Here is a 25,488-nt window from a genome sequence, read left to right on the forward strand (position 1 = left end):
ACTTTGCAACTTTGGTATTAGAACGAAAAGTCATGATTTCCTTACCCTAGGTAAAGTAAGGACACGCTGTGCTTGGTAGAGGCTAGGCCTCCATCACGAACATTTGATTCTGCAAGGACGCCTTCAATACGGCCTGCGCTGTTGTTTCGACCGACAACGCCTCACGCGCCAGCCGCAGGTGCTTTTCCACGGTGGCAGAGGTCAGCCCCATCAGCAGAGCAATGTCCTGCGTGGTCTTGCCGTCGCCCACCCATTGCAGCGCCTCGCGCTGGCGTTTTGTCAGGGCTCGGTTCGGCGCGTTATAGGGCAGGGTCAGGATTTTCAGATGCGCCATGTTGTTCATCAACAGGATGTCATCGCCATGCTCATCCCAGACCGAATCCAACTGGTCCTGAGTCATGTCGCCGTAATGCGCCATCGAAATCGCGCCCTTGGACCGCATCGAGACCGAGGTAAAGCTGATCGTATAGCCGACTGTCGCGCCTTTTGCCTTGTTGAAATCGAAAACGCGCCGCTCTTCAGCGGTCATGGTTCCGCTGGACATCATCTCGCCGATCAAGCGCCAGCTTGCGGCCCCTTCGTTCTGCAACGCCCATTTCAGCATCGGCGCATTGAAATACAGGCCCGACCGCAGAAACCCGTCCAGGTATTCCTGACAGTGGTTGGTCAGGATCACGAAATCCTCGGGGTCCCCCAGCGAGGTTTCGGTGCGGTATTGCGTATAGCCATACAGCAAACGGTCAAACCCGTATTGTGCCATCTGGCGGCAATGCGCATCCCAAAGCTCTTCCAGAGTCTTGGTGTAGCTCAGAAAGTTGAGATACTCGGACAGGTTCATCCCGCATTCTCCTTGCCCAAATGCGCTGCCAGAGCGTCGAGCGCCAGAACATAACTCTGCGCGCCAAAACCGCAGATCTGCCCTAACGCAACCGAGGCGATGTAGGACTTGTGGCGAAACGCCTCACGCGCGTGGATGTTGGACAAGTGAACCTCAACCATCGGAAGCTCGACCGAGGCAATCGCGTCCATCAGCGCGATTGAGGTATGGGTGTATGCGCCTGCGTTCAGAACCAGCCCATCCTGGACACCGCGCGCGCCGTGGATCGCGTCGATCAGCGCGCCTTCGTGATTGGATTGAAAATGCGAAACCTCCAGCCCGACGGACACGCCATGGCTGGTGCACAAATCCTCGACCATCTGCAACGTTGTGCTGCCGTAAACCTCGGGCTGCCGCGTACCCAGCAGATTAAGGTTCGGACCGTTCAAAACCAGAATTTTATGCATTATTTCATTGTCCCCATGTCAAATTCATTGGCACGAACAGTTGGGGATGTCCACCGGGGTTTGCCCTTATGAGGCGAGTCCGCAACACCCCTGGGACAGGCAGCGATGCGCTTAGCGGCGGCCCGTTCAGCCTTCGCCAATCGTCACCACAACTTTTCCGAGAACAGATCGTCCCGATAAAAGCGCCAATGCCTCGGCTGCGCGGCTCAGGGGGAACCGTTCGCTGATGCGTGGCCTGATGTGTCCGGCTTGGTATAAGTCAAACAATTCGCTAATGTTTTCCGCATGGCCCTCGGGCTCTCGGAACACCGATGCGCCCCAGAAAACGCCAACGATCTGGCAGCCTTTCAACAGCGCGAGATTGAGTGGGATGTTCGGAATACCCGCCGGAAAGCCGACAACCAGATAGCGCCCTTTCCACGCCATGCTGCGCAGCGCTGGTTCAGCATATGCACCACCCACCGCATCATACACCACGTCAACGCCATCCCCTTTGGCGAGCGCCTTGATTTCCTTGGCAAAAACCTTCTGCGTGTCCTTGGTCATGTCCTTAGGGTACACAAGAACGTCATCCGCCCCGATCTGGCGGCAGAATTCCGCCTTTTCCGGTGATGATACCGCCGCAATCACCCTGGCCCCCATCGCTTTGCCCAGTTCGATGGCAGCCGTTCCGACGCCGCCGGCAGCACCCAGAATCAGCAGAGTCTCGCCAGGCTGGATAGCGGCCCGGTCCTTCAGGGCGTGGTACGACGTGCCGTAGGTAAAAATAAAACATGCGGCATCGTCATAGGGCATCGCCTCAGGCATCTTGATCGCCGAGGTCGCCTGAACATTCAGATGCGTGGCAAACCCACCAAAAGCGGTCAGTGCAAGAACTCTGTCGCCGACCACAAATCCGGTGACCCCTTCACCAACTGCCAGAACCTCACCTGCGATCTCACCGCCCGGCGCAAAGGGGCGGGGCGGTTTCATCTGGTACAGGTCCTGAATGATCAGGGTATCCGGAAAGTTCACGCCCGCCGCTTTGACGCCGACCAGCAGTTCCCCTTTGCCCGGATGCGGATCGGGCAGGGTGGTAAGTTCCAGTGTCTCGGGTCCGCCCGGCGCGACGCTGAGTAATGCTTGCATGTTGATCCTGTTGCCCCTGTTATTCTCTGAAAGGGAAATCTCGGGGCAAGACCACGCTGAGTCAACACGAGGGACGCCGCGTCGCACCCAACGGAGGAGCAGACAATGACACCCGAAACGCTGTTTTCAGTGCAAGGAAAGACCGCTTTGGTCACCGGTGGGGCCACGGGCATCGGACGCATGGCGGCAGAGGCACTGGTCGGGGCCGGTGCCCGTGTCCTGATCGCCTCGCGCAAAGGGGATGCCTGCGTTAAAGTTGCAGCCGAGTTGAACGCGTTGGACGCCCCCGGCAGTGCCGAGGGCTTTGCCGGGGATTTGAGCAGCGCGGAGGGGATCGAAGCGTTGGTCTCGGACATCAACGCGCGCACGGACCGGCTTGATATACTTATGAATAATGCCGGTGTCTCGTGGGGCGCACCGATGGGACAGTTCCCATATGACGCGTGGGACAAGGTGATGTCCGTCAACGTTGCGGGTATTTTTGAACTGACCCAGCGGTTGCTGCCCCTGTTGATGGCCACGGCGACCGAGGATGATCCGGCCCGCGTGGTCAATGTCGGCTCGGTCATGGGCGAGGTTCCGATGGGGGACGGGGCCTACAGCTATTCGGCCTCAAAGGCCGCCGTGCTGCATCTGACCAAGATCCTGGCGAAAGAACTGTCGCCCTACCACATCACCGTCAACGCGCTGGCACCCGGTCCGTTTGTTTCGCGCATGACGGCGTTTGCCACGGAAGACGAGGGCACGCGCGCCAAGGTCGGCAAATCGGTCCCCTTGGGGCGCGTCGGCCGGGATGAGGATATCGCCGGGTGCATGCTGTTCCTGTGCGGACGCGGCGGCAGCTACGTGACCGGCGCGGTGATCCCAGTATCCGGTGGTATCAATGTCGTGACGGCGGGCAATATCTTCGCCGAAGCTTTATGAGCGCCACGATGAACGACAACTCCGCTTTGGACCTTACCGCAGTCGACGCCTATCTCAGCGCCCATCTGGATGGCTACCGTGGTCCTTTACAGGCCACCAAATTCGCAATTGGCCAGTCCAACCCGACGTTCGAGCTCCGAACGCCCGAAAAACCCTATGTCCTGCGCCGCAAGCCGCCGGGTGTTCTGCTGAAATCTGCCCACGCGGTCGAGCGGGAGTTTCGGGTGCAGCGCGCGTTGGCGGGCAGCCCCGTGCCAGTGCCCGAGATGCTAATCCTGTGCGAGGACGAGACAGTGATTGGATCGGCCTTTTACGTGATGGAACGCCTAGAGGGCCGGGTTTTTCTGGAACCGTCGATGCAAGGCGAAAGCAATAACACCCGTACCGCCGTGTTTGACGAGATGAACCGGGTTCTGGCCGCGTTGCATATGGTGGATATCAACGCGGTAGGGTTGGCCGATTACGGCCCAACGGGTAATTATTTCGAACGCCAGATCTCACGCTGGACCAAGCAGTACCGTGCCTCGGAAACCTCGGTGATCGCAGATATGGATGCGTTGATCACTGCGCTGGAAAGCTCGATTCCGGCTGATGACGGGCAAAGAACTCTGGTTCACGGAGACTACAGGATCGACAACCTGATGTTCGCCCCGGACGGAACCAACTGCATCGGCGTGCTGGATTGGGAATTGTCGACCATCGGTCACCCTTACGCCGATCTGGCCGCCGTCATCATGCAGTGGCAACTACCACCGGGGAAAGAGGGGCGGGGCCTTGCCGGGATAGATCGTAACGCTCTGGGGCTGCCAAGAGATCGGGCGTTTATCGACCAATATTGCCAGCGGCGCGGTCTGACTGGAATCGAGAACTTCGGCTTCTATCTGGCCTTCAACTTCTTCCGAATGGCTGGGATTCTGCAGGGCGTTTACAAAAGGGCATTGGACGGCAACGCATCGGACCCGAAAAGGGCGCAGGCCTTCGGGGCATATGTTCCGGTCTTTGCCCAGCACGGTTTGGCTGCGTTAAACGGGGGATGATCACGCCTTGGCCAGAGTGGACAGCTCAAGCTCCAGATTTGCCAGGCTGTTTTTGCCAAAGAACATCTCGGACCCCAGGAACATGCTGGGCACTCCAAACACACCGCGTTTCACAGCGGCTTTGGATTGTTCTTTCAATTTCGGCTTGGTGTCCGCGCTTGCTATAGCCTCGCGTATTTTGCGAACCGGAAGGCCATGTTCGTGCAGGATGTCCGTCAACACGCCGATTTCCTCGACCTTTTGACCATGTACCCAGATTGCATCAAAGATCGCGTCTATATAATTGGTTTCCCACGACTTCCCCATCGCAAACAACGCACCGCGCATGGCGAATTTCGTGTTCATCGGAAAATGCGGACTCATGTGAAAACTGATCCCGCGTCGCCGTGCAAACCGGTGCAGGTCATGCGTCAGGTACGAGGTCTTTTTACGGTTTTCCGAGAACGCCTCAAACGGGTTTTGGTTGTGAGTCGCCTTGAAAACGATGGGCAGCAAGACCGGCACATAATTGACCTCAACCTTATACCGCGCGGCCAGATCGGGCAGCGCCTTGTACGCTAGGAACGCATTGGGGCTGCAAAAATCGTAAACAAAATCCATGCTTTGCGCCATGTCGTTCCTCCGCGCGGGGTGTCGGGTTATGTTCGGGAACTGGGAAACTGCGAATCTGTACCACTGCCAGTCTAACAGCCCGAAGACAGTTTCAGCGATAACAATGATTTTCTTGAGAAATATCTGCAAATGCGGTCAGATCGCGGGGAAAAGCGACGAAGATCGGGACAGGGGCGGGATATGCCGAACAGTGACGTAAAACTTGATCCGGCAAGGCTGGATCGCATCCGCCCGTGGATGGAGCGCTATGTGGATCAGCGCAAATATGCGGGCAGTTCGTTTTTGCTGAAACAGCGCGGGACCGAGGCGTTTTTTCACGCTTGCGGTCAGCGCAGCACCGAAAACGATCTGCCGTTCGGGCGGGATACATGGGCGCGCATCTACTCTATGACCAAACCCGTGACCGCCGTGGCCCTGATGACGCTGGTGGAGCGCGGACTTTTCACACTCGACACCCCGATTTCGGAGTTCATCCCCGAGTTCCACGGGGTGCAGGCGCTGATCCCCGGTGCAGAAACGCTGGACCAGACCGAGGAAGCCGCCCCGCCAACCCTGCACCAGATGCTGACCCACACCAGCGGCCTCAGTTATCCGTTCAACCCCGGCGTTCTGCCCGCCGCGATGGATGAACAAGATCTGTTATTCAAGCCAGATCAAGGGCTTCTGAGCGACAGGGTGCGTGATCTTGCAAAGCTGCCGTTGGCCTTCCAGCCGGGCACCCGCTGGGAATACTCGGTCAGCATGGATGTGCTAGGCTACGTAATTGAACTCACCTCTGGCAAGACGCTGGACCAGTACTTTCGCGACCACATCTTTGACCCATTGGGGATGCACGACACCGCCTTCCGGGTGCCGGACGGGGCAGGGGATCGGTTTGCGTCGCTCTACACACCGCTGTCCGGCGATGCGATGGAGTTGAATTCCGCCAATCATGGTTCCGAGACCTTGCGTCTGGTGGATCAGCCCGGCGACTCGCCCTTTGAACGCACCACGACATTCTCGGGCGGTGGGGGTTTGATTGGCACAATCGACGATTACGCCGCATTCACCGAGATGTTAAGGAACCGCGGCTTGGGCAACGGCCATCGTCTGCTTGGCCCCAAAATCGTGGACTTCATGATGCGCAACCATTTGCCGGGCGACATCGCATCCATGGGACCGAGCAGTTTCGCCGAACAACCGATGGAGGGCGTCGGTTTCGGCCTAGGCGGCTCGGTGCTGCTGGACCCGGGCAGGGTGCGGGTTCCCGGCTCGGTCGGGGATTTCAGTTGGGGCGGTATGGCCTCGACCTTCTTCTGGATCGACTGGGAGAACGATCTGACTGCGGTGTTTTTGACTCAGTTGTCGCCCTCAAGCTCGTACCCGTCACGGGCCGAGCTTAAAGCGCTGGTTCAGGCCGCTTTGGTTGATTGATCCCCAAAACGCGGATACCCGTTTCAAAACCCCATCGGAGACCGGACCATGACCGAAGCCGAGCGTATTCTGCTTGATCTTTTGAACGTCGAACGGCTTGAGGTCGATTTGTTTCGCGGCACCGGCTCCGGCGGTGAAACACCCATGCGGATATTTGGCGGCCAGGTGATCGCGCAGGCGCTGGCTGCAGCCTACAGGACCGTGGATGACCGGCTATGTCACTCGCTGCACGCGTATTTCATCCGGCCCGGAGATCCAAGCATTCCGGTTATTTATCAGGTGGATAGAGCGCGGGATGGAGGTTCTTTCACGACACGACGCGTGGTCGCGATCCAGCACGGAAAACAGATTCTGAACATGTCAGCCTCGTTCCATATTCAGGACGAAGGATGGTCCCACCAGCATCCGATGCCCGATTTGAACGCGCCAGAGACCTATCCGGCCAGAACTGAATTGCGAAACCGCTATCTTGATCGGGTCCCGGAGAAGATGCGCGGTGAATTCCTGCGCGAACGCCCGATTGAGGTGCGAGAAGTCGATCATCTGGACCTTTTCCATCCCGCGATCTCTGATGACCGCAACCAAATCTGGTTTCGTATGGGTGCAGCAGCCTCGGCGGACGCCAAGACACAACATCTACTTCTGGCTTATGCTTCGGACATGAGCCTGATGCTTTCGGGTATGCGCCCTCATGGCGTAAGCTGGTTTACGGGCGAAGTGAATGGCGCCAGTCTCGACCACGCGATATGGTTTCACGCGCCCGTGCAATTCGACCAGTGGCATTTGTACTCGATGGACTCGCCGTGGGCGGGGCAGGGACGGAACTTTAACCGAGGGTCGATCTATTCGGAAGATGGCGTTCTGGTTGCATCGGTCGCTCAGGAAGGGTTGATGCGCAAGGCTCAGAAACGACCTTAGGGATTTTCCGTAAACTGCTGATTTAACTTCTGCATTCCTGCGATCCAACGGTCGTAATCTGCTGTTTTCAGCCTCATGTAATTTAGCACCTCTGGATGTGGCAGCACCAGAAATTGTTCTGCTTGGATAGCCTCAACACAAGCGTCTGCAACCTCCTCAGGCTCCAGCATCCCGTCGATTGCCGCCACCGAAGTCTCGTGCCCGCGTGTCATTTCAGATCGCACGGCCTGCGGGCACAGTACCGAAACGCGCAACCCTTTGGGGCCATATGTCAAAGCCAGCCATTCGGCCAGCCCAACGGCGGCGTGTTTGGTCACAGCGTACGGAGCCGCGCCGGGTTGGTTCAGCAATCCGGCCGCCGAGGCTGTTGTCAGCAAGTAACCACCGCCGCGCGCAATCATCCGGGGCACCAGATGCCGCGCAGTCCAGACGTGGGACATAACATTGATGTTCCAGATCCGATCCCAGTCGTCATCAGACACGTCCGGACCGCCCAGGGTCAGAATTCCGGCATTTGCACAGAACAGATCAATCGGCGCGATGCTGTCTTCGACGTGGTCGATCAAAGCCACGATGTCAGTCTCGGAGGACACATCGCAGCGCATAGCTTGCCCGCCGATAGCCTCAGCGGTCAGCTGCGCACCGTCGTCATCAACGTCGGCGCAGACCACCAAAGAACCTTCACGCGCAAACCGCTGCGCGAGGCCTTTGCCAATCCCGCCAGCAGCGCCAGTGACGACAACGGTCTTTCCGTGCAATTCCATCTGCGGGTCCAACTTACAAACCTTTGGAGCATGGTACGGCGTTAAGTGCGGAATTACAGGGCTATCTATTTACCATAATACCGATTATACAATAATTCGATCGCTCGGAAGGTAGATGCAACAAGTCCTCTATCCACCAGAAACTACGAACAAACTTCGCATCATCGCCCCAGAACCCTCACCCCAGCGCGTAGCCTGCGCCGCGCACGGTTCGCACCGGGTCTTCGCCACCATGTTGCGTCAGAGCCTTGCGCAGTCGACCGATATGAACGTCCACGGTTCGCGTGTCCACATAGATATCGCGACCCCAGACGCGGTCCAGCAGTTGTTCGCGGCTCCAGACCCGCCCCGGCTTTTCCATGAACGTGCTCAGCAGCCGGAATTCCGTGGGTCCGAGTTTCAACGGTTTGCTGCCACGGCTGACCTTGTGAGTCTCGGAATCCAGAACGATATCGGCAAACTCCAACCGCAGCCCGACCGTCGCTGGGCGAACGCGGCGTAACTGCGTACGAACTCGCGCCATCAGTTCGACGACAGAATAGGGTTTCACCACGTAGTCGTCGGCCCCCGTCTCTAGCCCCCGCACTTTGTCAACCTCTTCCGAGCGCGCGGACAGCATGATGATCGGGATCGAACGTGTGTCTGGCCGGATCTTGAGCCTGCGGCAAACTTCGATGCCGCTGAGGTTAGGCATCATCCAGTCCAGCACGATGATGTCCGGGCTGTCCTCATCCACCAGCAGCAACGCTTCGTCGCCATTGGCGGCTTTGGACACGCGAAAGCCTTCGGCTTCGAGGTTATAGGCCAGCACCTCGCGCTGGGCGAGCTCATCCTCGACCACCAAAACAGTCGGCTGATCTGCGGACATGGTCTGTGTCTCCTAGACAGTATGCGACGTGTTGTCGGCTTTGGGCCTGGCCTCGGTCGGGCGTTCGCCGGTAACCAGATAGACCACCTGCTCGGCAATAGCGGTCACGTGATCACCCATGCGCTCGATGTTCTTGGCAATGAAATGCAGATGCATACAGGCCGAAATGTTCCGTGGGTCCTCGGCCATGAAGGTCAGAAACTCGCGGAACAGACCGTTATACATCTGGTCAACCTCCAGATCGCGCTCGATCACATCGGCGGCCAGTTCGGCGTCGCGCTGGATATAGGCGTCGAGTGCGTCGCGCAGCATCACCTCGACTTCGCGGGCCATTCGGCGCAAGGCGGCGGCGCTGCCGTTGATCTCGCCCGCGTTGATCAGAACTGCAGTGCGCTTGGCGATATTCTTAGAATAGTCCCCTATCCGCTCGAGATTAGCCGCCACTTTCATGACCGAAAGAACCAGGCGCAAATCGCCTGCCGTGGGCGCGCGGAGTGCGATCAGGCGCGCGGTTTCCTCGTTGATCAGCTCTTCCAGCGCATCGATTGCCTTGTCTTTTCTGCGAACGTCCTGCGCCAGTTCCTCGTCCCGGGTTTCCAGCGAGCGCGCCGCCCCCATGATCGAGGCTTCGACAAGCCCGCCCATCTTCATGATATGCGCCTGAATCGCCTCAAGATCGCGGTCGAAGGCAGATGCAATATGCTGTTCGCTTGTGTCGTTCATGTCTGAATACCTTTGATCAGCCGATGCGGCCTGTAATGTAGCTTTCGGTTCGCGGGTCTACCGGGTTGGTGAAAATCTGGCCGGTTTCGCCAAACTCGACCAGATTACCCAGATGGAAGAACGCCGTCTTCTGGCTGACACGCGCCGCCTGCTGCATTGAGTGTGTCACGATCACCACTGAGTACCGCTTGCGCAGCTCGTCGATCAGTTCCTCAACCTGCGCCGTCGCAATCGGGTCCAGCGCCGAGCAGGGTTCGTCCATCAGCAGGACCTCTGGCTGCGTCGCTACGGCCCGCGCGATGCACAAACGCTGTTGCTGACCACCTGAAAGACCGGTACCCGGGGCATCCAAGCGGTCCTTAACCTCATCCCAGATCGCGCCGCGACGCAGGGATTTTTCAACGATTTCATCCAGTTCCGCCTTGTTCTTGGCAAGACCGTGAATGCGCGGGCCATAGGCCACGTTGTCATAGATCGACTTGGGGAACGGGTTCGGTTTCTGGAACACCATGCCCACCTTTGCGCGCAACTGCACAGGGTCGACCCGCTTGTCATAGATATCTTCGCCATCCAGTTTGAACGAGCCCTTCACACGGGCCACGTCGATTGTGTCGTTCATCCGGTTCAAGCAGCGCAGAAAGGTGGACTTCCCACAGCCTGACGGGCCGATGAAAGCCGTTACGGTTTTGTCTTCGATGTCGACGTTGACGTCTTTAATGGCGTGGGTGTCACCGTAGTAAACTTGGCAGTCACGGCACTCCAGCTTGATATCCTTGGTGTCCACGTCTCTCTCCACTCGTGACATGTCGTTCATTTTCGTGCCCCTCGTTACCAGCGGCGTTCAAAGCGGCGGCGCAGGATGATTGCGATGATGTTCATGGTCAGCAGGAATACCAGAAGGATGATGATCCCGCCCCAGGCTTTTTCGTAAAAGCCCACGTCTGCGCGTGCGGCCCAAGTATAGATTTGCGCGGGCATGGCCGAGTTCGGCTCGGTAAAGCCCGCCAGGAACCCGTCCGGGTATCCGCGCGCGACAAAGCCTACCATGCCAATTAGCAGCAGCGGCGCGGTTTCCCCCAGCGCCTGCGCCAGTCCGATGATGGTGCCGGTCAGGATACCCGGCGCGGCCAGCGGCAGAACGTGATGGAACACCGCCTGCATTTTCGAGGCCCCTACCCCAAGTGCCGCATCGCGGATCGACGGCGGAACCGCCTTGAGCGAGGCACGGGTCGAGATGATGATCGTCGGCAGGGTCATTAGCGTCAGGACCAGACCGCCGACCAGAGGGGCCGATTGTGGCAGGTGCATGAACTGAATGAACACAGCCAAACCAAGGATACCGAACACGATGGACGGTACAGCGGCAAGGTTCGATATGTTCACCTCGATCAAATCCGTGAACCGGTTCTGCGGTGCGAATTCCTCAAGGTAGATCGAGGCGGCAACGCCGATCGGCAGCGACAGGCCAAGAACCACCAGCATCATGAAGAACGAGCCCACAACCGAGGCTCCGATCCCCGCGCCGCCGGGGTTGTCCACGCCCGAGTCTGCGCCGGTGATGAACGGCCAGTTGAACACCTGTTTGATGATGCCCGCCTCTTTCAGCGCATCCACCAAATCAAGGTCGCTTTTCTGCAGGAAGCGGCTGTCCTGAATGGTGTCGCGCGACACGCGGCCCTTGTAGTACCCATCAACCCGGCTGGAGGCTGCGAGGTCAAATTCCACGGGCTCACCCAGCTTGTCCGGATTTGCTTTGTAGAATTCCCGAATGGTGCCGCCGACCTTGCCCAGCAACCGTTCAATCGCCTTATCGTCAAAGTCGACGTTCAGCCCGCTGTCGGACAGCTCCTTGTTCAGCGCCGCGATGAACAGGTCGGAATAGGCCTTGGTTTTGAACAGCGTGCCTTCAGCCTCTTCAAGCTGCGGTTCCGTCAGCGTGAACTCCACGCTCACGACTGTGCGGGTGAAGGCCGGGATACCCTGCGACAGGATCGAGGCGAACAGGACCACAAGAAAGAAAAGCCCGGTTGCGATTGCGACTATTCCATAGGCCCGGAACCGCTTTTCCGCGTTGGCGCGTTTGCGCGTACGTGCGTCCGTCGCGGTCAGCGAGACCGATTGGCGGCCCGCTTCGGGGGTTTGCATGCTTGCGTCGGTCATTCGTACTGCTCCCGGTACTTGCGCACGATGTAGAGGGCAAAGATGTTCAGACCCAGCGTGACGACGAACAGCGTCATGCCAAGTGCGAAGGCGACCAGCGCCTCGGGCGAGGCGAAATCCGCGTCGCCGGTCAACTGGCTGACGATTTTCGCGGTCACGGTGGTCATGGCCTCGAACGGGTTCAGGCTTAGCCTTGCTGCGGCCCCTGCCCCCAGAACCACGATCATGGTTTCACCAATGGCGCGCGAGGCCGCCAGAAGGATCGCGCCGACGATGCCCGGCAAGGCGGCGGGCAGGACGACCTGACGGATGGTTTCGGATTGGGTGGCCCCTAGCCCGTAGGACCCGTCACGCATGGCCTGCGGGACCGCGTTGATGATGTCGTCCGACAGCGAGGACACGAACGGGATGAGCATGATGCCCATGACCAGACCTGCGGTCATCACGGCCGTACCCGCCTTCATCCAGCCCAGACCGTCATCACCGAACACGCCCAGCAGCAGCGGGCCAACAGTCAGCAGCGCGAACAGGCCGTAGACGATGGTCGGGATACCGGCCAGCACTTCCAGCAAGGGTTTGGCGACTGATCGCACCCGAGGCGAGGCATACTCGCTGAGGTAAATGGCCGCGAACAGCCCGATGGGCACGGCCACCAGTAGCGCGACCAGAGAGATATAGAACGTCCCCCACAACAGCGGGATGATCCCCAGCGCTGACGAGCCCCCCCGGCCCGAAAAGCTGGGGGCCCAGGTCGTTCCGAAAAAGAAGTCGGTCGCGGGGTAGAGCTTGAAGAACTCCCATGTGTTGAAGACCAGCGACAACACGATGCCGACCGTTGTCAGGACCGCAACCGATGCGGCGGCCAGCAACAGGACACGCACGCCCTGCTCGACCACATTGCGGGCGCGGTATTCCGAATGGGTCTGCCACCAGCTGAACGCCACGCCGACCAAGGCGACCAGAATAATGACCACTGACATGAACGTGTACCCGGTTGCGTTCATGTCACGATAGCTTTGGGCGGCATGCAGTACCGGTTGCGTGATGTCCGAGGTCACCACCTGCCCTGCTTCTTTCAGCAATTGGGTCACCTCGGCGATATCGACGTTTCGATCATCTGCAGCATTTGCGGTCAGCAGACCTTGTGCCACTGCACTGTCCAACCCGCCGGCCGTCCGGCGCACCTCGGCCATCACAAGGCTTAGGGATGATCCTTCTTGGACCGCAGTCTCGGGGATCATCGCTGAAATCCGGGAATTCACGAACAGCGGCTGCACCAGCAACCAAACAATCAACAAACCAAGGGCGGGGACCGCAGCCTTCAAGGCGACGTTGGCACCATAAAAGACCGGCAGCGAATGCAGGTTACGGCTGTCGCCCCCAGCGCTTTGCATGGCGCGCGCCCGCCCCAGCACATATCCGGCTGCAGAGATCGCGATGATGATCAGGAAAAGCCAAATTATCGGCATGACACCCCCACGTGTCTTGGTTTGGAGCTTAAAAAGATGTTTGGGGGCGACACCCGTGGCCGCCCCCAAATACGTCAGACGAACATCAGGCTTAGCTACCCGAGCCCATGGTCACTTCGTTCGCAATCGCGTCTTGGGTTTTGGCCAGCTCAGGATCGGCAACCAGGCCATAGTTGGCCAGCGGGCCGGAACCGCCTGCGATTTCATCATGGGTGAAGAACTGAGCGTACTCTTTCAGACCCGGGATCACGCCGATATGCGCTTTCTTGACGTAGAAGAACAGCGGGCGCGACACGGGGTATTCACCCGAGGCGATGGTCTCGGTCGATGGTGCAACACCGCCCATGGTGGCCACTTTCAGCTTATCGGTGTTGTTCTCGTAGAACGCCAGACCAAACACGCCGATGCCGTTCGGGTTGGTGTCGATACGGGCCAGAGTTTCGGTGTAGTCGCCGTCGATGTCGACCGACTTACCATCGGTGCGGACGTCCAGGCATGCGTCTTCGGCGTCATCTTCGCTCATGCCGCCTGCAACCATGGCTTCCATGGCACCGGTGGCTTCACAGCCTGCCAGCAGAACCTTGTCTTCGAACACTTCACGGGTGCCGTGCTTGGTGCCCGGGATGAACATGGCAATCTCAACGTCAGGCAGGTCGCCGTTGAATTCGGCCCAGGTGTTGAAGCTGTTGTCGACCAGAGCGCCGTCTTTCATGACCTTTGCGCCGATGGCGTTGTAGATGTCAGCCGGCTGGAACGCGGTGAAGGCAGGGCCGGACTGCTGGCTGGCAAAGACGATGCCGTCATAGCCGATGCGGACTTCCATGATGTCGGTCACGCCGTTTTCGGCACAGGCTTTGATTTCTTTTTCGCGGATCGCGCGCGACGCGTTTGCAACGTCGATGGTGTTTTCGCCAACGCCTTCGCAGAAACGCTTCAGACCTGCGGACGAGCCACCCGATTCCACAACCGGTGTCGGGAAGTCGGTGTTTTCACCGAACAGTTCTGCGACGATCGAAGCGTAAGGCAGCACAGTCGACGAGCCTGCAACCTGAACGTTGTCACGCGCGGCAGCGGTTGTGGCCGATACGGCAGCGATGGCAAGTGCCGAAGCCGACAGTTTTACAAAGGACATTTCAGTCTCCCTGAAAAAGGTACAATCTGATCACCCCCATGATGATCCTGGGCATCCCCCTAGGGGCCGTGCGTAAGCCTTTTGTGACAAGCGTGTAACGCTTTTATGACAAGATTAGATTTACTTCATTTTTCCTGTCATCAACGTCCCATCACCATTCCGCGACCGGCGCTATCCGGAAGACGAAAGGACGTCTCACCGGGGCAAAATCACTGTGAAAACAGAGCCTTTCCCAACCTCGCTCTCAACGCGCAGACGCCCGCGGTGGCGATTGACGATATGCTTGACGATGGCCAGCCCAAGCCCCGTCCCCCCAAGTTCGCGCGAGCGGTGGCTGTCGGCGCGATAGAATCGCTCGGTGAGTCGGGGCAGATGAACGGGATCGATCCCCGGACCCTGGTCGATAATCTGGACGCGCACAGCCGGACCGCGAATGGCGGTGTCTCGTTCCAGGGAAGCGATACGCATTTCGACGCTGCCTCCACTGCCGCCATATTTGATCGCGTTTTCGACGAGGTTGGTAAACACCTGCCGCAACTGATCACTGTCCCCCGCCAGCAGGACCGGGTCGTGCGGTGCGCTTAGCGACAAGGTCACACCTGCATCTTCGGCCAGGGGTTTCAGCGAATTCAAAGTCGATTGCAGAAGGCCCGTCAGTTCCAATTGTTCTTTCGGCCGGATGCGTTCATTGCTTTCCACCCGGCTGAGGGACAGAAGATCGCCAACCAGACGGTTCATCCGGTTGGCTTCATCCGCCATGATCTGCAGAAACCGATCCCGCGCCGCCTCATCATCGCGCGCCGGGCCCCGCAGAGTTTCGATGAACCCCATCAGCGCGGTCAGCGGGGTGCGCAATTCGTGGCTGACATTGGCCACAAAATCGCGGCGCATCTGGCTTGCCTGCTCCAGATGTGTGACGTCTTGAAAGATCGCCAGAGAGGCACCGCCTGACACAGCGCCGACCCCATTCATGTACCGGAACTGAACGTCAAAAGTCGTGTCCTGCGCGCCGTCGTTCGACAGATGCCGGGTCTCGGACCGGCCCTTGGTGCTCAGGCTTTGCTCCATCGCCTCAATGACCTGAGGTTGCCTCAGGATCGTGGCGAAATGCCTGCCTTCGATGTTCTGTCCCAGCAAGGTTCTGGCATCGATATTGGCCGCAATAATTCGCTCGGTCTGATCGACCATCAGAGCGGGCATCGGAATGGCCGAGACAAATTCGGCAAGTAGGTCATCAGACATTTTCGTTACCCAGCGATGAATGCCCGCGCCCTAGCCTACGGGCTTCATAGTTTCGCGAAACTTGCGCATGTTTTCCTGATAGTGCAACGCGCTGAGCGTCAACTTCTGCGCCATCACCTCATCCACGTCGCGGACGATCTTGCCGGGCGATCCCATGACCAGCGAGTTGTCAGGGATTTCCTTGCCTTCTGTGATCAGTGCGCCCGCGCCAATCAAACAGTTTTTGCCGATCTTGGCCCCGTTCAGAACAATGGCTCCCATTCCGATCAGCGTGTTGTCACCAATCGTGCAGCCATGCAGCATGACCTTGTGGCCGATGGTGCAGCTCGCCCCGATCGTCAGTGGATAGCCCGCGTCGATATGCATGACGCAGTTTTCCTGCACATTGCTGCCCTGCCCCACACGAATTTCCTCGTGATCGGCGCGAATCGTACAGCCAAACCAAACCGACGCGCCCTGCTCCAGAACCACCTTACCGATCAGATTGGCATCCGGCGCGACCCAGGTGTCCTCGTGAATATGCGGTGTGTTGTCTCCCAAAGCGTAGATGGTCATGACAGCCCCTCGAATTCGTTTTGCAGTTGCCGGACGTGGTCCTGCAATGACGGTTGTTGAATGCGCCGCATGCGTTCGGCGCTGACAATCGTTTTCAGCTTTTCTTCCGTGGAATCCAGATCGTCATTGACCAGAACGTAATCGTAATAGCCCCAGTGGCTGATCTCGTCCCAGCTTTTGAGCATCCGCTTGGCGATTACGTCCTCACTGTCCTGCCCGCGCGTTTCCAACCGGCGGCGCAACTCGGGGATCGAGGGCGGCAGGATGAAGATCGACAGCGCGTGTTTGCCCAGATCCGAATTGCGGATCTGAACCTCGCCCTGCCAGTCCACGTCAAACAGGACATCGCGCCCCGAGTTGATCGAGTCGCGCACCGGACCGGCAGGCGAGCCATAGAAGTTACCGAATACATGCGCATGTTCCAGCATTTGCCCGTCCGCCACCTGCTGTTTAAAGGCGTCTTCCGTCAGGAAGTAGTATTCGCGCCCATGTTCTTCGCCCGGACGCGGCGCGCGGGTTGTTGCAGACACCGAGAATTCCAAATCGGTGTCCCAAGCCATCAATCGGCGGGCCAGAGTGGATTTGCCCGCGCCCGAGGGCGAGGACAGGATGATGAGTAGGCCGCGACGGTCCGCCATGTCACTGGTTTCCTTTATTATTCAACGTTTTGCACCTGCTCGCGCATCTGGTCGATGACGGCCTTCAGTTCCAGCCCGACCGAGGTCAGCTCGGCGCTTTGCGCTTTCGAGCACAGCGTGTTGGCCTCACGATTGAACTCCTGCATCAGGAAATCCAGCTTTCGACCGACCGCGCCATTCTGGGTCAGCAGGTCGCTGGCTGCCGCCACGTGGGCGGTCAGGCGGTCGATCTCTTCTGTGATATCGGCCTTGACCGCGATCAGCGCCAGTTCCTGCGCCACGCGGTCTGGGTCTGCCCCCTGCGCGTTGTCCATCACACGGGCGAGGTTTTCGCGCAGCGCGTTAGCCATCTTGCCCTTACGCTTTTCGGCCAGATCAGCCGCCTGCGCAGTCAGCGCCGCAACCTGATCCAACTGGGCCGTAAGGACCCCGGCCAAAGCCTCGCCTTCTTTCCCGCGCATCTCGATGAAGGCGGCCAGAAGCGGGGCAAACTCCTTGGTCAGATGCGCGACCAGAGGGGCCGGGTCGTCGGCCTCAGTCCCCGCTTCCATCATGCCCTTCATGGCCAGCAGATCAGCGGCGCAAGACGGCGCAAGCGTGATACCACGCGCGGCGGCCATGTCCTGTGTTTGCTGCAATGCATCCAGCGCGGCGGTCATGGTGGTTTCGTTCAGCGCCAGATCGGGCGTAGATTCATCGCGGCTGACCCGCATCGACAGGGTGACGTTACCCCGGCTCAGCGATTTGGACAGCGTCGCGCGCAAAGCGGCTTCAAGCCCTGTCAGCCTCTCGGGCACCCGGATGCGCATGTCCAGGCCTTTACCGTTCACGCTGCGCAATTCCCACGTCCAGCTATGCGGCCCGAACTCGCCCTTGCCTGCGGCGAACCCGGTCATGGATTTGATCATGACTGCCCTTCCTTAATCTGCCCTACTGCTGCCCGCTTGCTGCACCTAATGCTATTGGGCCATGCAGGGCAAGACTCTGCTGAGAAAGCAAATCTTCTGCAGTGGTTAACCATTCGTTAAGGAATTGCTCCAAAATAGACTTAACCCGTGTCAATCTCGCGACAGGACATGCAGTTGCGCCATAGATGCACCCGATGTGTTGCATTCTACTAAAATGGTGATCGGTTGATGCTAGGGTTATGAAAATGAAAACCTTTTTCGGGATTGGTTCCGGGTCAGAATTTGGAAAGATCGTTGCCATGGATCGCTTTGACAGTGGGCGCAGCCTCTCGCCGATCCGACAGGCCGAGGCTTATTGGTCCGCCCTGTTAACCGGTGACGGTGTGCCGATGCGGTCGCAGATCGACCCGCGCGGGTTAGAGAATGTTCTGGAATACACGTTCATACTGGAACGCATCGCGCCCGGTCTGGCGCGGTTTCGGCTGGCTGGAAGCCACATGAACAAGTTGGCGGGGATGGAGGTGCGCGGGATGCCGTTGACCTCATTCTTTGAACCCGAAGGGCGCCTGGCCATCAAGGACACGCTGGAACAGGTTTTCGCGGCTCCGGTCATTGCCGAGCTTGGGCTGGTGTCCAGCGGCGCAATGGGGCGCCCCCGTCTGCAGGCGCGCATGATCCTGTTGCCGCTGAAAAGCGATCTGGGCGATGTTAGCCGGGCTTTGGGCGTCATGGTTAGCGATGGCACCATCGGCCCCACGCCGCGCCGCTTTTCCGTCGCGGATACGCGGATCAAAGCCGTTTCCGAGATTCAGCCCCCTGCAAAGCCCAATGTTCAGGAGGCCGAAGGTTTCGCTGAAGATCAGGCTGATTTCAAAGCCTCCTCCAGCCATCTGCGGCTGATCTATTCACGCGACGACTGACAAAAAACGGCGAGCCATCGGCCCGCCGTTTCCATTACATCTGCATCAGCGATCAGCCAGCGGCGCGTTTTGAACCGTTCCGGCGCAGGTTGGTTAGTTCCTCGGCCACCAAGAAGGCCAGTTCCAGCGACTGCGACGCGTTCAGGCGCGGGTCGCAGGCGGTGTGGTAGCGGTCCGACAGGTCCTCTTCGGTCACGGCGCGCACGCCACCGGTGCATTCGGTGACGTCCAGACCGGTCATCTCGAAATGCACACCGCCGGGGATTGTGCCCTCGGCCTGATGTACTCCGAAGAAATCGCGCACCTCGCGCAGCACCGAGTCAAACGGGCGGGTTTTGTAGCCCGTGGCCGATTTTATCGTGTTGCCGTGCATCGGGTCGCAGACCCAGGTGACCTTCGCACCCTCTTCCTTGACGGCCTTGACCAGACGCGGCAGATGCTCACCCGCCTTACCCGCGCCGAACCGGGCGATCAGGGTCAGGCGACCCTCTTCGTTTTCGGGGTTCAGCTTGGACATCAGAACTTTCAGGTCCTCGGCGGTCGTGGTCGGGCCGCATTTCAGACCAATCGGGTTCAGAACGCCACGCGCGAATTCAACATGCGCGCCGTCGGGCTGACGGGTACGGTCGCCGATCCAGATCATGTGACCCGAGCCTGCCAGCCAGTTGCCCGAGGTGGAATCGAGACGGGTCAGCGCCTCTTCATATTCCAGCAGCAGGCCTTCGTGGCTGGTGTAGAACTCGACCGATGAGAATTCATGGGTGGTGTCTGCGGTGATGCCTGCAGCCCCCATGAAATCGATCGAATCCTGAATGCGGTCAGCAATCTCGGAATATTTCTGAACGTCCTGACCGTCGGCAAAGCCCAGGGTCCAGGAATGCACGTGGCTCATATCGGCGAAACCGCCGGTCGAGAACGCGCGCAGCAGGTTCAGCGTAGCCGCTGCCTGTGTGTAGGCCTGCAGCATCTTGCCCGGATTCGGAATCCGCGCCTTGGGCGTGAAGGCCAATTCGTTGATGATGTCACCGCGGTAGCTGGGCAGTTCCACACCATCCACAACCTCGGTCGGGGCGCTGCGCGGTTTTGCGAACTGACCCGCCATACGGCCCACTTTGACCACGGGCACCTTTGCGCCATAGGTCAACACCATCGCCATCTGCAGCATCACCTTGAACGTGTCCCGGATTGCGTCCGCGCTGAATTGTTCAAAGCTTTCAGCGCAATCCCCGCCCTGCAGCAGGAACGCCTCACCACGGCCAGCAGCACCCAGATGTTGCTTGAGCCGCCGCGCCTCGCCCGCAAAGACCAGCGGGGGATACTGCGAAAGCTGGGCCTCGACCTTGGCCAGCGCGGCCGCGTCGGTATAGTCTGGCATCTGAACCCGGGGCTTGTTGCGCCAGTTCGTTTTTTGCCATTCGGTCATAGCTTTGATCTCCGCTGAAGTATTCAGGGGGTCTCTATACAAAAAGCTTTGATGAGTGACCATATCCCATTTGCGCCTCTTGACGACGCAAACAAGCTTTGATCATGGTGGCTGCCATATCTGTCGCCGGACGCACCGTCACAAGGCGTCGAATAAAGGACAAATCGCCATGCAAGAGCAACGCCAAGTTGTCACAGTGGACGGAAGCACAGACAAGCCCGTCAATTTCGTTTTTGTCCTGCTGGACAAGTTCTCGCTTTTGTCCTTTGCCTCGGCGCTGGACAGCCTGCGGATCGCCAACCGTATGGCCGACCGCACGATCTACACGTGGACGTTGGCCGGGGAAGGTGGCGAGGTTGTGTCTTGCTCGGCCGGGACGACCTTTAAGCTGGACGCCGATTTGGGCGAGTTGCAGCGCGACGAGGTGATCATGGTCTGCGGCGGCGTCGATGTTCAGGCGGCTACGACCAAACGCGTTCTGAACTGGCTGCGCCGCGAGGCGCGGAAGGGTGTCAAAGTCGGCGGGTTGTGTACTGCCGCCTATACTCTGGCCAAAGCCGGGTTGCTGGACGGAAAGAAAGCGACGATCCATTGGGAAAACTCGGACAGTTTTGCCGAAGAGTTCGACAGTGTGGAACTGACAAAATCGGTGTTTCTTGTCGACGGCAACCGGATGACAACGGCAGGCGGAACATCGTCGATTGACCTGATGCTAAAGCTGATCGCCGACGATTATGGCGAGGATCTTGCCAATGCCGTGGCAGATCAGATGATCTATTCCTCGATCCGCACGGATCAGGACACCCAGCGTCTGTCGACGCCCACGCGGATCGGTGTGCGTCACCCCAAGCTCAGCCAAGTCATTCTGATGATGGAGAAAAACATCGAGGAACCGATCTCGCCCTCGATCCTTGCCAAGGACGTCGGTATGTCCACCCGTCAGCTGGAACGCCTTTTTCGCCGCTATCTGAGCCGGTCACCCAAGCGGTATTACATGGAGTTGCGGCTGCACAAGGCGCGCAACTTGCTGATGCAGACCGATATGAGCGTCATCAACGTGGCGCTCGCCTGCGGGTTTGCGTCGCCCAGCCATTTCTCAAAATGTTACCGCGCGCATTACAACACAACGCCCTACCGGGAACGAGGGGCGCAAAGTGGGCGGCTGTCAGTCTAGCCGTCGGGCGTCATGCGGTAGACCGCGCCCTGACCTACCGAAATAAACCAGATCGACCCGTCGGGCGCTTCGACGATATCGCGAACACGTTCTGTCTGAGGGCCTTTGATCTGTTCGACCTCGCGCAGCGGCGAACCGGCAAGGCGGGCGATATAGTCGAATTTGAGCGAGCCGACGAACACATCACCCTTCCACTGCGGCCACAGCTTGCCCGAGTACACCATCAGGGCGGACGGTGCGATGGACGGGTCCCAGTAGAATTCAGGCTGCTCCATACCCTGTCTCGACGTGCCTTCGCCGATCTTCTGGCCGGAATAATGGGTGCCGTATGAGATCACGGGCCAGCCGTAGTTTGCACCCTTTTGCACAAGGTTGACCTCATCCCCGCCACGCGCGCCGTGCTCGGAAACCCACAGCCTGCCGCGTGCATCCAGCCCCGCGCCTTGCGGGTTTCTATGGCCATAAGACCAGATTTCCGGGCGTATGCCGGACTGTCCAACAAACGGATTGTCAGCGGGAACCGAGCCATCCCGCGCGACACGGATCACCGACCCCATCACTGTCGCCCGGTCCTGCGCCGAAGGCCGGTCGCCCCGGTCCCCAATCGTCAGGTAAAGCGTACCATCCTGCGCCTCGACCACCCGAGAGCCAAAGTGCCGACCACCTGATCCGCCCGGCACAGCCTCGAAAATAACACGCAGATTCGTCAGTCGCTTGCCGTCTTCTGACAGGCGCGCCACGGCAAGGGCCGTTCCTGCACCGCCGCTTTGAGGTTTCGAGAAGGTCAGAAACACTTCGCGACTGCGATCAAAATCCCGCGCGATTGTGATGTCCAGCAAACCGCCCTGCCCCGAAGCGGCAACTTTCGGAACGCCCGATACGCGCTGGACCTGGGAGCCATTGACGTAGAGGATTTCCCCGTCTCGTTCGGTGACCAGAAAGCTGCCATCGGGCAGAATGCCGACAGCCCACGGCGTATCCAGCCCGCCCACCACTTTCGTAACGCGCACCGGCCCTTCAGCGGATTGCAGCGTTTCCGCCGTGGCTATACTGGCCCATGCCAAAATGAGTATTACGAATGCCCGGATCATCTTAACCCTCCGTCAAATGGCGCGTCTTCGCCTGGGAAACCCATCTGAACAAATAGGGTCTTTGGCTGGAAAAACACTTTTCCGTTAGGACTTTTCTTTTCCGAACAGCTTGCCTAGGGTCGTGCCCAGAACGAATACGTTCATAACAGGGAGTAACCATATGAAAAAGCTGCTTACAGCAACTGCAGCAACCGCTCTGCTTTCGGGCACCGCAATGGCCGAGGATGTCACGCTGGGCGTTCTCTTCGGCTTCACCGGCCCGATTGAATCGCTGGCCCCCGCAATGGGTTCGGGTGCCGAGATGGCAATGGCCGAGGTCACTGAATCCGGCAAGCTTCTCGACGGCACCAAAGTGACCGCCTCGCGCGCCGACACCGGGTGTATCGACAACGGTCTGGCCACCTCGAACGGCGAACGCATGATCGCAGATGGCGTTGCCGGTATCATCGGCGGCGACTGCTCGGGCGTGACTGGCGCGATCCTGCAGAACGTGGCGATTCCGAATGGCATGGTCATGATTTCTCCGTCGGCCACGTCTCCGGGTCTGTCGACGATGGAAGACAACGGCCTGTTCTTCCGCACCGCCCCGTCGGATGCGCGCGAAGGTGAAGTGATGGCCGACATCCTGAACGATCGCGGCATCAGCTCGATCGCTTTGACTTACACCAACAATGACTATGGCAAGGGTCTGGCGGACGCGATCCAGTCCTCGTTTGAAGCAGCGGGTGGTGAAGTGACCATTGTTGCAGCGCACGAAGACGGTAAAGCCGACTATTCGGCTGAAGTTGGCGCGCTGGCCTCGGCCGGTGGCGACATTCTGGTTGTTGCGGGCTATCTGGATCAGGGTGGTCTGGGCATCATCCAGTCGGCCTTGGACAGCGGTGCGTTTGACACGTTCGGTCTGCCCGGCGGCATGATCGGCGACTCGCTGCCCAACAATGTCGGCCCAGACCTGAACGGCTCGTTCGGTCAGATCGCCGGTTCGGGCGGTGAAGGTGCCGAGAAGTATTTCGCCATGGCCGAAGCCGCCGGTTTCGACGGCTCGTCGCCTTACTCGCCGGAAAGCTATGACGCAGCCGCGCTGTTCATGCTGGCGATGCAGGCCGCAGGCTCGACCAGCCCGGCGGACTACGGCGCGAAGATCATGGACGTCGCCAACGCGCCGGGCGAAAAAATCTATCCCGGCGAACTGGCCAAGGGTCTGGAACTGCTGGCTGCCGGTCAGGAGATCGACTATGTCGGCGCGTCCGGTGTTGAGCTGATCGGCCCTGGCGAAAGCGCGGGTTCCTACCGTGAGATCGAAGTGACCGACGGCGAGAACAAGACAGTCAACTTCCGTTGATCTGAGGTTAACAGTCATAAAAACAAGCAGCCCGGGCCTTGTGTCCGGGCTGTTTCAATGACAAAAGGCCGCACCTCTTACAGGGGGATGGGCAACAACGCCGGTAAACGGCGGCTAGGGGAAAAGATGATCGTCGTCGAAGACGTGCACAAGCATTTCGGCGGGTTTCATGCGGTGGACGGGGCATCGCTGGAAATCCAAAAGGGCTCGATCACCGGTCTGATTGGGCCGAACGGGGCCGGGAAAACCACTCTGTTCAACGTGATCGCGGGCGTCCTGCCGCCGACCAGCGGCAAGGTTCACATGGATGGTGAGGATATCACCGGCCTGCCCCCGCATGAGCTGTTTCACAAGGGCCTGCTGCGCACGTTCCAGATCGCGCATGAGTTCTCCTCGATGTCCTGCCGCGAGAACCTGATGATGGTGCCCGGTGCGCAATCCGGTGAATCGCTGTGGAACACGTGGTTCGGACGTAAACGCATCGCGGATGAAGAACGCGCGTTGAAAGCCAAGGCCGACGAAGTGCTGGAATTCCTGACCATCGAACATCTGGCCGATCACAAGGCCGGTCAGGTCTCGGGCGGGCAGAAGAAACTGCTGGAACTGGGCCGCACCATGATGGTGGACGCCAAGATCGTATTTCTGGACGAGGTCGGCGCGGGCGTAAACCGCACCCTTTTGATGACCATCGCCGACACGATCCTGCGTTTGAACAAGGAACGCGGCTATACATTCGTGGTCATCGAACACGACATGGATTTCATCGGTAAGATCTGTGATCCGGTCATTTGTATGGCCGAGGGAAAGGTTCTGGCCGAAGGCACCTTGGACGAGATCAAGGCCAATGAGCACGTGATCGAAGCCTATCTGGGCACCGGCCTTAAGAACAAAGACAAGCTGGAGGCGGGTGCATGAACGACAACCCCTACCAGGACGACAAGGGCAACAAGGACCTCTCGATCACCAACCCAAAGGGCATGGGCACCATGACCCCCGCTCATCGCAAAAGCGGTGAGACGCATCGGGTCGAGGGCGGCCCGTTCTTGATCGGCGACACCATGACCGGCGGATATGGCAAAGGGCCGGACATCCTGCACGACTGCACAATCGCCGTGGACAAGGGCGAGATCGCAGTCATCGTCGGCCCCAACGGCGCGGGCAAATCCACCGCGATGAAAGCCGTGTTCGGGATGCTGGACGTGCGCTCTGGCGCGGTGCGACTGGACGGAGAGGATATCACCGCACTCACCCCGCAGGATCGCGTGATGCGCGGTATGGGGTTTGTGCCACAGACTTCGAACATCTTCACCTCAATGACGGTGGAAGAGAATCTTGAGATGGGCGCTTTCATCCGCCGCGACGACATCAGCCAGACGATGGAGCAGGTCTATGACCTGTTCCCCATCCTGCGCGACAAGCGCAACCAAGCCGCCGGAGAGCTGTCGGGCGGCCAACGCCAACAGGTTGCGGTAGGCCGCGCGCTGATGACACAGCCCAAGGTGCTGATGCTGGACGAACCCACCGCCGGTGTCTCGCCCATCGTGATGGATGAACTGTTTGACCGGATCATCGAGGTCTCGCGCACCGGCTTGCCGATCCTGATGGTCGAACAGAACGCCCGTCAGGCGCTGGAGATCGCGGATAAGGGATATGTGCTGGTTCAGGGGCGGAATGCCTATACCGGCACGGGCAAGAAACTGCTGGCCGATCCGGAAGTGCGCAAGAGTTTCCTGGGGGGGTGAGGATGCGGTCAGTCTGCGCCA

General features: G+C 59.1%; 26 protein-coding genes. 9 read left to right on the top strand and 17 right to left on the bottom strand.

Annotation, left to right across the window (positions count from 1 at the left end):
- Positions 1-82: 82 nt before the first annotated feature.
- From ACR0JN_RS15205 to ACR0JN_RS15215, 3 genes are all read right to left on the bottom strand, one after another.
- Positions 83-838 carry an autoinducer binding domain-containing protein gene (locus ACR0JN_RS15205; RefSeq protein WP_480816870.1) on the bottom strand — a complete coding sequence of 252 codons (756 nt, stop codon included), beginning with the start codon at positions 836-838 and terminating at the stop codon, positions 83-85.
- Entirely contained in the window at positions 835-1,284 is a 450-nt protein-coding gene (aroQ, locus tag ACR0JN_RS15210) for a type II 3-dehydroquinate dehydratase (protein ID WP_480886775.1), read from the bottom strand. Before aroQ ends, ACR0JN_RS15205 begins: the two co-directional genes overlap by 4 nt.
- Positions 1,285-1,410: 126 nt before the next feature.
- Complete coding sequence (locus ACR0JN_RS15215) at positions 1,411-2,412, bottom strand: NADPH:quinone oxidoreductase family protein (protein ID WP_480886778.1); 1,002 nt, start codon at positions 2,410-2,412, stop codon at positions 1,411-1,413.
- Positions 2,413-2,517: 105 nt separating this feature from the next.
- Here ACR0JN_RS15215 and ACR0JN_RS15220 point away from each other — a divergent pair, with 105 nt between their 5' ends.
- Together ACR0JN_RS15220 and ACR0JN_RS15225 are read left to right on the top strand one after the other, a co-directional pair.
- Entirely contained in the window at positions 2,518-3,336 is an 819-nt protein-coding gene (locus ACR0JN_RS15220) for an SDR family NAD(P)-dependent oxidoreductase (RefSeq protein WP_480886780.1), read from the top strand.
- An 8-nt stretch (positions 3,337-3,344) separates the two neighbouring features.
- The gene (locus ACR0JN_RS15225; RefSeq protein ID WP_480886783.1) at positions 3,345-4,373 is read left to right on the top strand and encodes a phosphotransferase family protein; all 1,029 of its coding nucleotides are present in this window, start codon (positions 3,345-3,347) and stop codon (positions 4,371-4,373) included.
- Here the strand turns inward: ACR0JN_RS15225 and ACR0JN_RS15230 are convergent, their stop codons facing one another.
- On the bottom strand, positions 4,374-4,985 hold the full coding sequence (locus ACR0JN_RS15230) for a DsbA family protein (RefSeq protein ID WP_480886786.1): 612 nt from the start codon (positions 4,983-4,985) through the stop codon (positions 4,374-4,376).
- 180 nt (positions 4,986-5,165) lie between these two features.
- Here ACR0JN_RS15230 and ACR0JN_RS15235 point away from each other — a divergent pair, with 180 nt between their 5' ends.
- Both ACR0JN_RS15235 and ACR0JN_RS15240 read left to right on the top strand, forming a co-directional pair.
- Positions 5,166-6,398, top strand: coding sequence for a serine hydrolase domain-containing protein (locus ACR0JN_RS15235; protein ID WP_480886790.1), 1,233 nt, complete (start codon positions 5,166-5,168; stop codon positions 6,396-6,398).
- 48 nt (positions 6,399-6,446) lie between these two features.
- A complete protein-coding gene (locus tag ACR0JN_RS15240) occupies positions 6,447-7,316 on the top strand; it encodes an acyl-CoA thioesterase (protein ID WP_480816863.1) in 870 nt (289 codons plus the stop codon).
- On the opposite strand, the gene ACR0JN_RS15245 is transcribed toward ACR0JN_RS15240, so the two are convergent.
- The 11 genes from ACR0JN_RS15245 to ACR0JN_RS15295 form a co-directional block, all read right to left on the bottom strand.
- Complete coding sequence (locus ACR0JN_RS15245) at positions 7,313-8,080, bottom strand: SDR family oxidoreductase (RefSeq protein WP_480886793.1); 768 nt, start codon at positions 8,078-8,080, stop codon at positions 7,313-7,315. The two genes, ACR0JN_RS15240 and ACR0JN_RS15245, sit on opposite strands and share 4 nt — an antisense overlap.
- 178 nt (positions 8,081-8,258) lie before the next feature.
- A complete protein-coding gene (phoB, locus tag ACR0JN_RS15250; RefSeq protein ID WP_480816861.1) occupies positions 8,259-8,948 on the bottom strand; it encodes a phosphate regulon transcriptional regulator PhoB in 690 nt (229 codons plus the stop codon).
- Between the two features lie 12 nt (positions 8,949-8,960).
- Positions 8,961-9,671 carry a phosphate signaling complex protein PhoU gene (gene phoU / locus ACR0JN_RS15255; protein WP_480816860.1) on the bottom strand — a complete coding sequence of 237 codons (711 nt, stop codon included), beginning with the start codon at positions 9,669-9,671 and terminating at the stop codon, positions 8,961-8,963.
- Between the two features lie 16 nt (positions 9,672-9,687).
- Positions 9,688-10,485: a phosphate ABC transporter ATP-binding protein PstB gene (pstB, locus tag ACR0JN_RS15260; protein ID WP_480816859.1), complete on the bottom strand. Its 798-nt coding sequence runs from the start codon at positions 10,483-10,485 to the stop codon at positions 9,688-9,690.
- 14 nt (positions 10,486-10,499) lie between these two features.
- Positions 10,500-11,831, bottom strand: coding sequence for a phosphate ABC transporter permease PstA (gene pstA / locus ACR0JN_RS15265; RefSeq protein ID WP_480886795.1), 1,332 nt, complete (start codon positions 11,829-11,831; stop codon positions 10,500-10,502).
- Positions 11,828-13,300, bottom strand: a complete 1,473-nt coding sequence (gene pstC, locus ACR0JN_RS15270) for a phosphate ABC transporter permease subunit PstC (protein WP_480886798.1) — start codon at positions 13,298-13,300, stop codon at positions 11,828-11,830. Before pstC ends, pstA begins: the two co-directional genes overlap by 4 nt.
- A gap of 91 nt (positions 13,301-13,391) precedes the next feature.
- The gene (locus ACR0JN_RS15275; RefSeq protein WP_480886803.1) at positions 13,392-14,432 is read right to left on the bottom strand and encodes a substrate-binding domain-containing protein; all 1,041 of its coding nucleotides are present in this window, start codon (positions 14,430-14,432) and stop codon (positions 13,392-13,394) included.
- A gap of 195 nt (positions 14,433-14,627) precedes the next feature.
- A complete protein-coding gene (locus ACR0JN_RS15280) occupies positions 14,628-15,674 on the bottom strand; it encodes a sensor histidine kinase (RefSeq protein ID WP_480886806.1) in 1,047 nt (348 codons plus the stop codon).
- Between the two features lie 30 nt (positions 15,675-15,704).
- On the bottom strand, positions 15,705-16,229 hold the full coding sequence (locus ACR0JN_RS15285; RefSeq protein WP_480886809.1) for a gamma carbonic anhydrase family protein: 525 nt from the start codon (positions 16,227-16,229) through the stop codon (positions 15,705-15,707).
- Entirely contained in the window at positions 16,226-16,867 is a 642-nt protein-coding gene (gene gmk, locus ACR0JN_RS15290; RefSeq protein ID WP_480886812.1) for a guanylate kinase, read from the bottom strand. Before gmk ends, ACR0JN_RS15285 begins: the two co-directional genes overlap by 4 nt.
- A 17-nt stretch (positions 16,868-16,884) precedes the next feature.
- On the bottom strand, positions 16,885-17,775 hold the full coding sequence (locus ACR0JN_RS15295) for a YicC/YloC family endoribonuclease (RefSeq protein WP_480886814.1): 891 nt from the start codon (positions 17,773-17,775) through the stop codon (positions 16,885-16,887).
- A 299-nt stretch (positions 17,776-18,074) separates the two neighbouring features.
- Here ACR0JN_RS15295 and ACR0JN_RS15300 point away from each other — a divergent pair, with 299 nt between their 5' ends.
- Entirely contained in the window at positions 18,075-18,695 is a 621-nt protein-coding gene (locus ACR0JN_RS15300) for a PAS domain-containing protein (RefSeq protein ID WP_480886819.1), read from the top strand.
- Positions 18,696-18,747: 52 nt separating this feature from the next.
- Here ACR0JN_RS15300 and ACR0JN_RS15305 read toward each other — a convergent pair whose 3' ends face one another.
- Complete coding sequence (locus ACR0JN_RS15305) at positions 18,748-20,118, bottom strand: class II 3-deoxy-7-phosphoheptulonate synthase (protein ID WP_480886823.1); 1,371 nt, start codon at positions 20,116-20,118, stop codon at positions 18,748-18,750.
- A 169-nt stretch (positions 20,119-20,287) separates the two neighbouring features.
- Here ACR0JN_RS15305 and ACR0JN_RS15310 point away from each other — a divergent pair, with 169 nt between their 5' ends.
- On the top strand, positions 20,288-21,292 hold the full coding sequence (locus ACR0JN_RS15310) for a GlxA family transcriptional regulator (protein WP_480816849.1): 1,005 nt from the start codon (positions 20,288-20,290) through the stop codon (positions 21,290-21,292).
- Here the strand turns inward: ACR0JN_RS15310 and ACR0JN_RS15315 are convergent.
- A complete protein-coding gene (locus tag ACR0JN_RS15315) occupies positions 21,289-22,383 on the bottom strand; it encodes a PQQ-dependent sugar dehydrogenase (RefSeq protein WP_480886826.1) in 1,095 nt (364 codons plus the stop codon). The genes ACR0JN_RS15310 and ACR0JN_RS15315 overlap by 4 nt on opposite strands.
- 160 nt (positions 22,384-22,543) lie before the next feature.
- Between ACR0JN_RS15315 and ACR0JN_RS15320 the strand changes: the two genes are divergently transcribed.
- From ACR0JN_RS15320 to ACR0JN_RS15330, 3 genes are all read left to right on the top strand, one after another.
- Entirely contained in the window at positions 22,544-23,725 is a 1,182-nt protein-coding gene (locus ACR0JN_RS15320; RefSeq protein WP_480886828.1) for an ABC transporter substrate-binding protein, read from the top strand.
- 126 nt (positions 23,726-23,851) lie between these two features.
- Positions 23,852-24,640 (top strand): ABC transporter ATP-binding protein, encoded by a 789-nt coding sequence (locus ACR0JN_RS15325; protein ID WP_170470288.1) that lies wholly within the window; start codon positions 23,852-23,854, stop codon positions 24,638-24,640.
- Entirely contained in the window at positions 24,637-25,467 is an 831-nt protein-coding gene (locus tag ACR0JN_RS15330) for an ABC transporter ATP-binding protein (RefSeq protein WP_480886830.1), read from the top strand. The genes ACR0JN_RS15325 and ACR0JN_RS15330 overlap by 4 nt, the downstream gene beginning before the upstream one ends.
- The last annotated feature ends 21 nt before the right edge of the window (positions 25,468-25,488 follow it).

This window comes from Ruegeria sp. G12 (assembly GCF_056533565.1).

Excerpts from the sequence above, each read along its gene's own strand:
- ACR0JN_RS15205 (WP_480816870.1), bottom strand. The coding sequence starts at position 838 with ATGAACCTGTCCGAGTATCTCAACTTTCTGAGCTACACCAAGACTCTG.
- aroQ (WP_480886775.1), bottom strand. The coding sequence starts at position 1,284 with ATGCATAAAATTCTGGTTTTGAACGGTCCGAACCTTAATCTGCTGGGT.
- ACR0JN_RS15215 (WP_480886778.1), bottom strand. The coding sequence starts at position 2,412 with ATGCAAGCATTACTCAGCGTCGCGCCGGGCGGACCCGAGACACTGGAA.
- ACR0JN_RS15220 (WP_480886780.1), top strand. The coding sequence starts at position 2,518 with ATGACACCCGAAACGCTGTTTTCAGTGCAAGGAAAGACCGCTTTGGTC.
- ACR0JN_RS15225 (WP_480886783.1), top strand. The coding sequence starts at position 3,345 with ATGAACGACAACTCCGCTTTGGACCTTACCGCAGTCGACGCCTATCTC.
- ACR0JN_RS15230 (WP_480886786.1), bottom strand. The coding sequence starts at position 4,985 with ATGGCGCAAAGCATGGATTTTGTTTACGATTTTTGCAGCCCCAATGCG.
- ACR0JN_RS15235 (WP_480886790.1), top strand. The coding sequence starts at position 5,166 with ATGCCGAACAGTGACGTAAAACTTGATCCGGCAAGGCTGGATCGCATC.
- ACR0JN_RS15240 (WP_480816863.1), top strand. The coding sequence starts at position 6,447 with ATGACCGAAGCCGAGCGTATTCTGCTTGATCTTTTGAACGTCGAACGG.
- ACR0JN_RS15245 (WP_480886793.1), bottom strand. The coding sequence starts at position 8,080 with ATGGAATTGCACGGAAAGACCGTTGTCGTCACTGGCGCTGCTGGCGGG.
- phoB (WP_480816861.1), bottom strand. The coding sequence starts at position 8,948 with ATGTCCGCAGATCAGCCGACTGTTTTGGTGGTCGAGGATGAGCTCGCC.
- phoU (WP_480816860.1), bottom strand. The coding sequence starts at position 9,671 with ATGAACGACACAAGCGAACAGCATATTGCATCTGCCTTCGACCGCGAT.
- pstB (WP_480816859.1), bottom strand. The coding sequence starts at position 10,485 with ATGAACGACATGTCACGAGTGGAGAGAGACGTGGACACCAAGGATATC.
- pstA (WP_480886795.1), bottom strand. The coding sequence starts at position 11,831 with ATGACCGACGCAAGCATGCAAACCCCCGAAGCGGGCCGCCAATCGGTC.
- pstC (WP_480886798.1), bottom strand. The coding sequence starts at position 13,300 with ATGCCGATAATTTGGCTTTTCCTGATCATCATCGCGATCTCTGCAGCC.
- ACR0JN_RS15275 (WP_480886803.1), bottom strand. The coding sequence starts at position 14,432 with ATGTCCTTTGTAAAACTGTCGGCTTCGGCACTTGCCATCGCTGCCGTA.
- ACR0JN_RS15280 (WP_480886806.1), bottom strand. The coding sequence starts at position 15,674 with ATGTCTGATGACCTACTTGCCGAATTTGTCTCGGCCATTCCGATGCCC.
- ACR0JN_RS15285 (WP_480886809.1), bottom strand. The coding sequence starts at position 16,229 with ATGACCATCTACGCTTTGGGAGACAACACACCGCATATTCACGAGGAC.
- gmk (WP_480886812.1), bottom strand. The coding sequence starts at position 16,867 with ATGGCGGACCGTCGCGGCCTACTCATCATCCTGTCCTCGCCCTCGGGC.
- ACR0JN_RS15295 (WP_480886814.1), bottom strand. The coding sequence starts at position 17,775 with ATGATCAAATCCATGACCGGGTTCGCCGCAGGCAAGGGCGAGTTCGGG.
- ACR0JN_RS15300 (WP_480886819.1), top strand. The coding sequence starts at position 18,075 with ATGGATCGCTTTGACAGTGGGCGCAGCCTCTCGCCGATCCGACAGGCC.
- ACR0JN_RS15305 (WP_480886823.1), bottom strand. The coding sequence starts at position 20,118 with ATGACCGAATGGCAAAAAACGAACTGGCGCAACAAGCCCCGGGTTCAG.
- ACR0JN_RS15310 (WP_480816849.1), top strand. The coding sequence starts at position 20,288 with ATGCAAGAGCAACGCCAAGTTGTCACAGTGGACGGAAGCACAGACAAG.
- ACR0JN_RS15315 (WP_480886826.1), bottom strand. The coding sequence starts at position 22,383 with ATGATCCGGGCATTCGTAATACTCATTTTGGCATGGGCCAGTATAGCC.
- ACR0JN_RS15320 (WP_480886828.1), top strand. The coding sequence starts at position 22,544 with ATGAAAAAGCTGCTTACAGCAACTGCAGCAACCGCTCTGCTTTCGGGC.
- ACR0JN_RS15325 (WP_170470288.1), top strand. The coding sequence starts at position 23,852 with ATGATCGTCGTCGAAGACGTGCACAAGCATTTCGGCGGGTTTCATGCG.
- ACR0JN_RS15330 (WP_480886830.1), top strand. The coding sequence starts at position 24,637 with ATGAACGACAACCCCTACCAGGACGACAAGGGCAACAAGGACCTCTCG.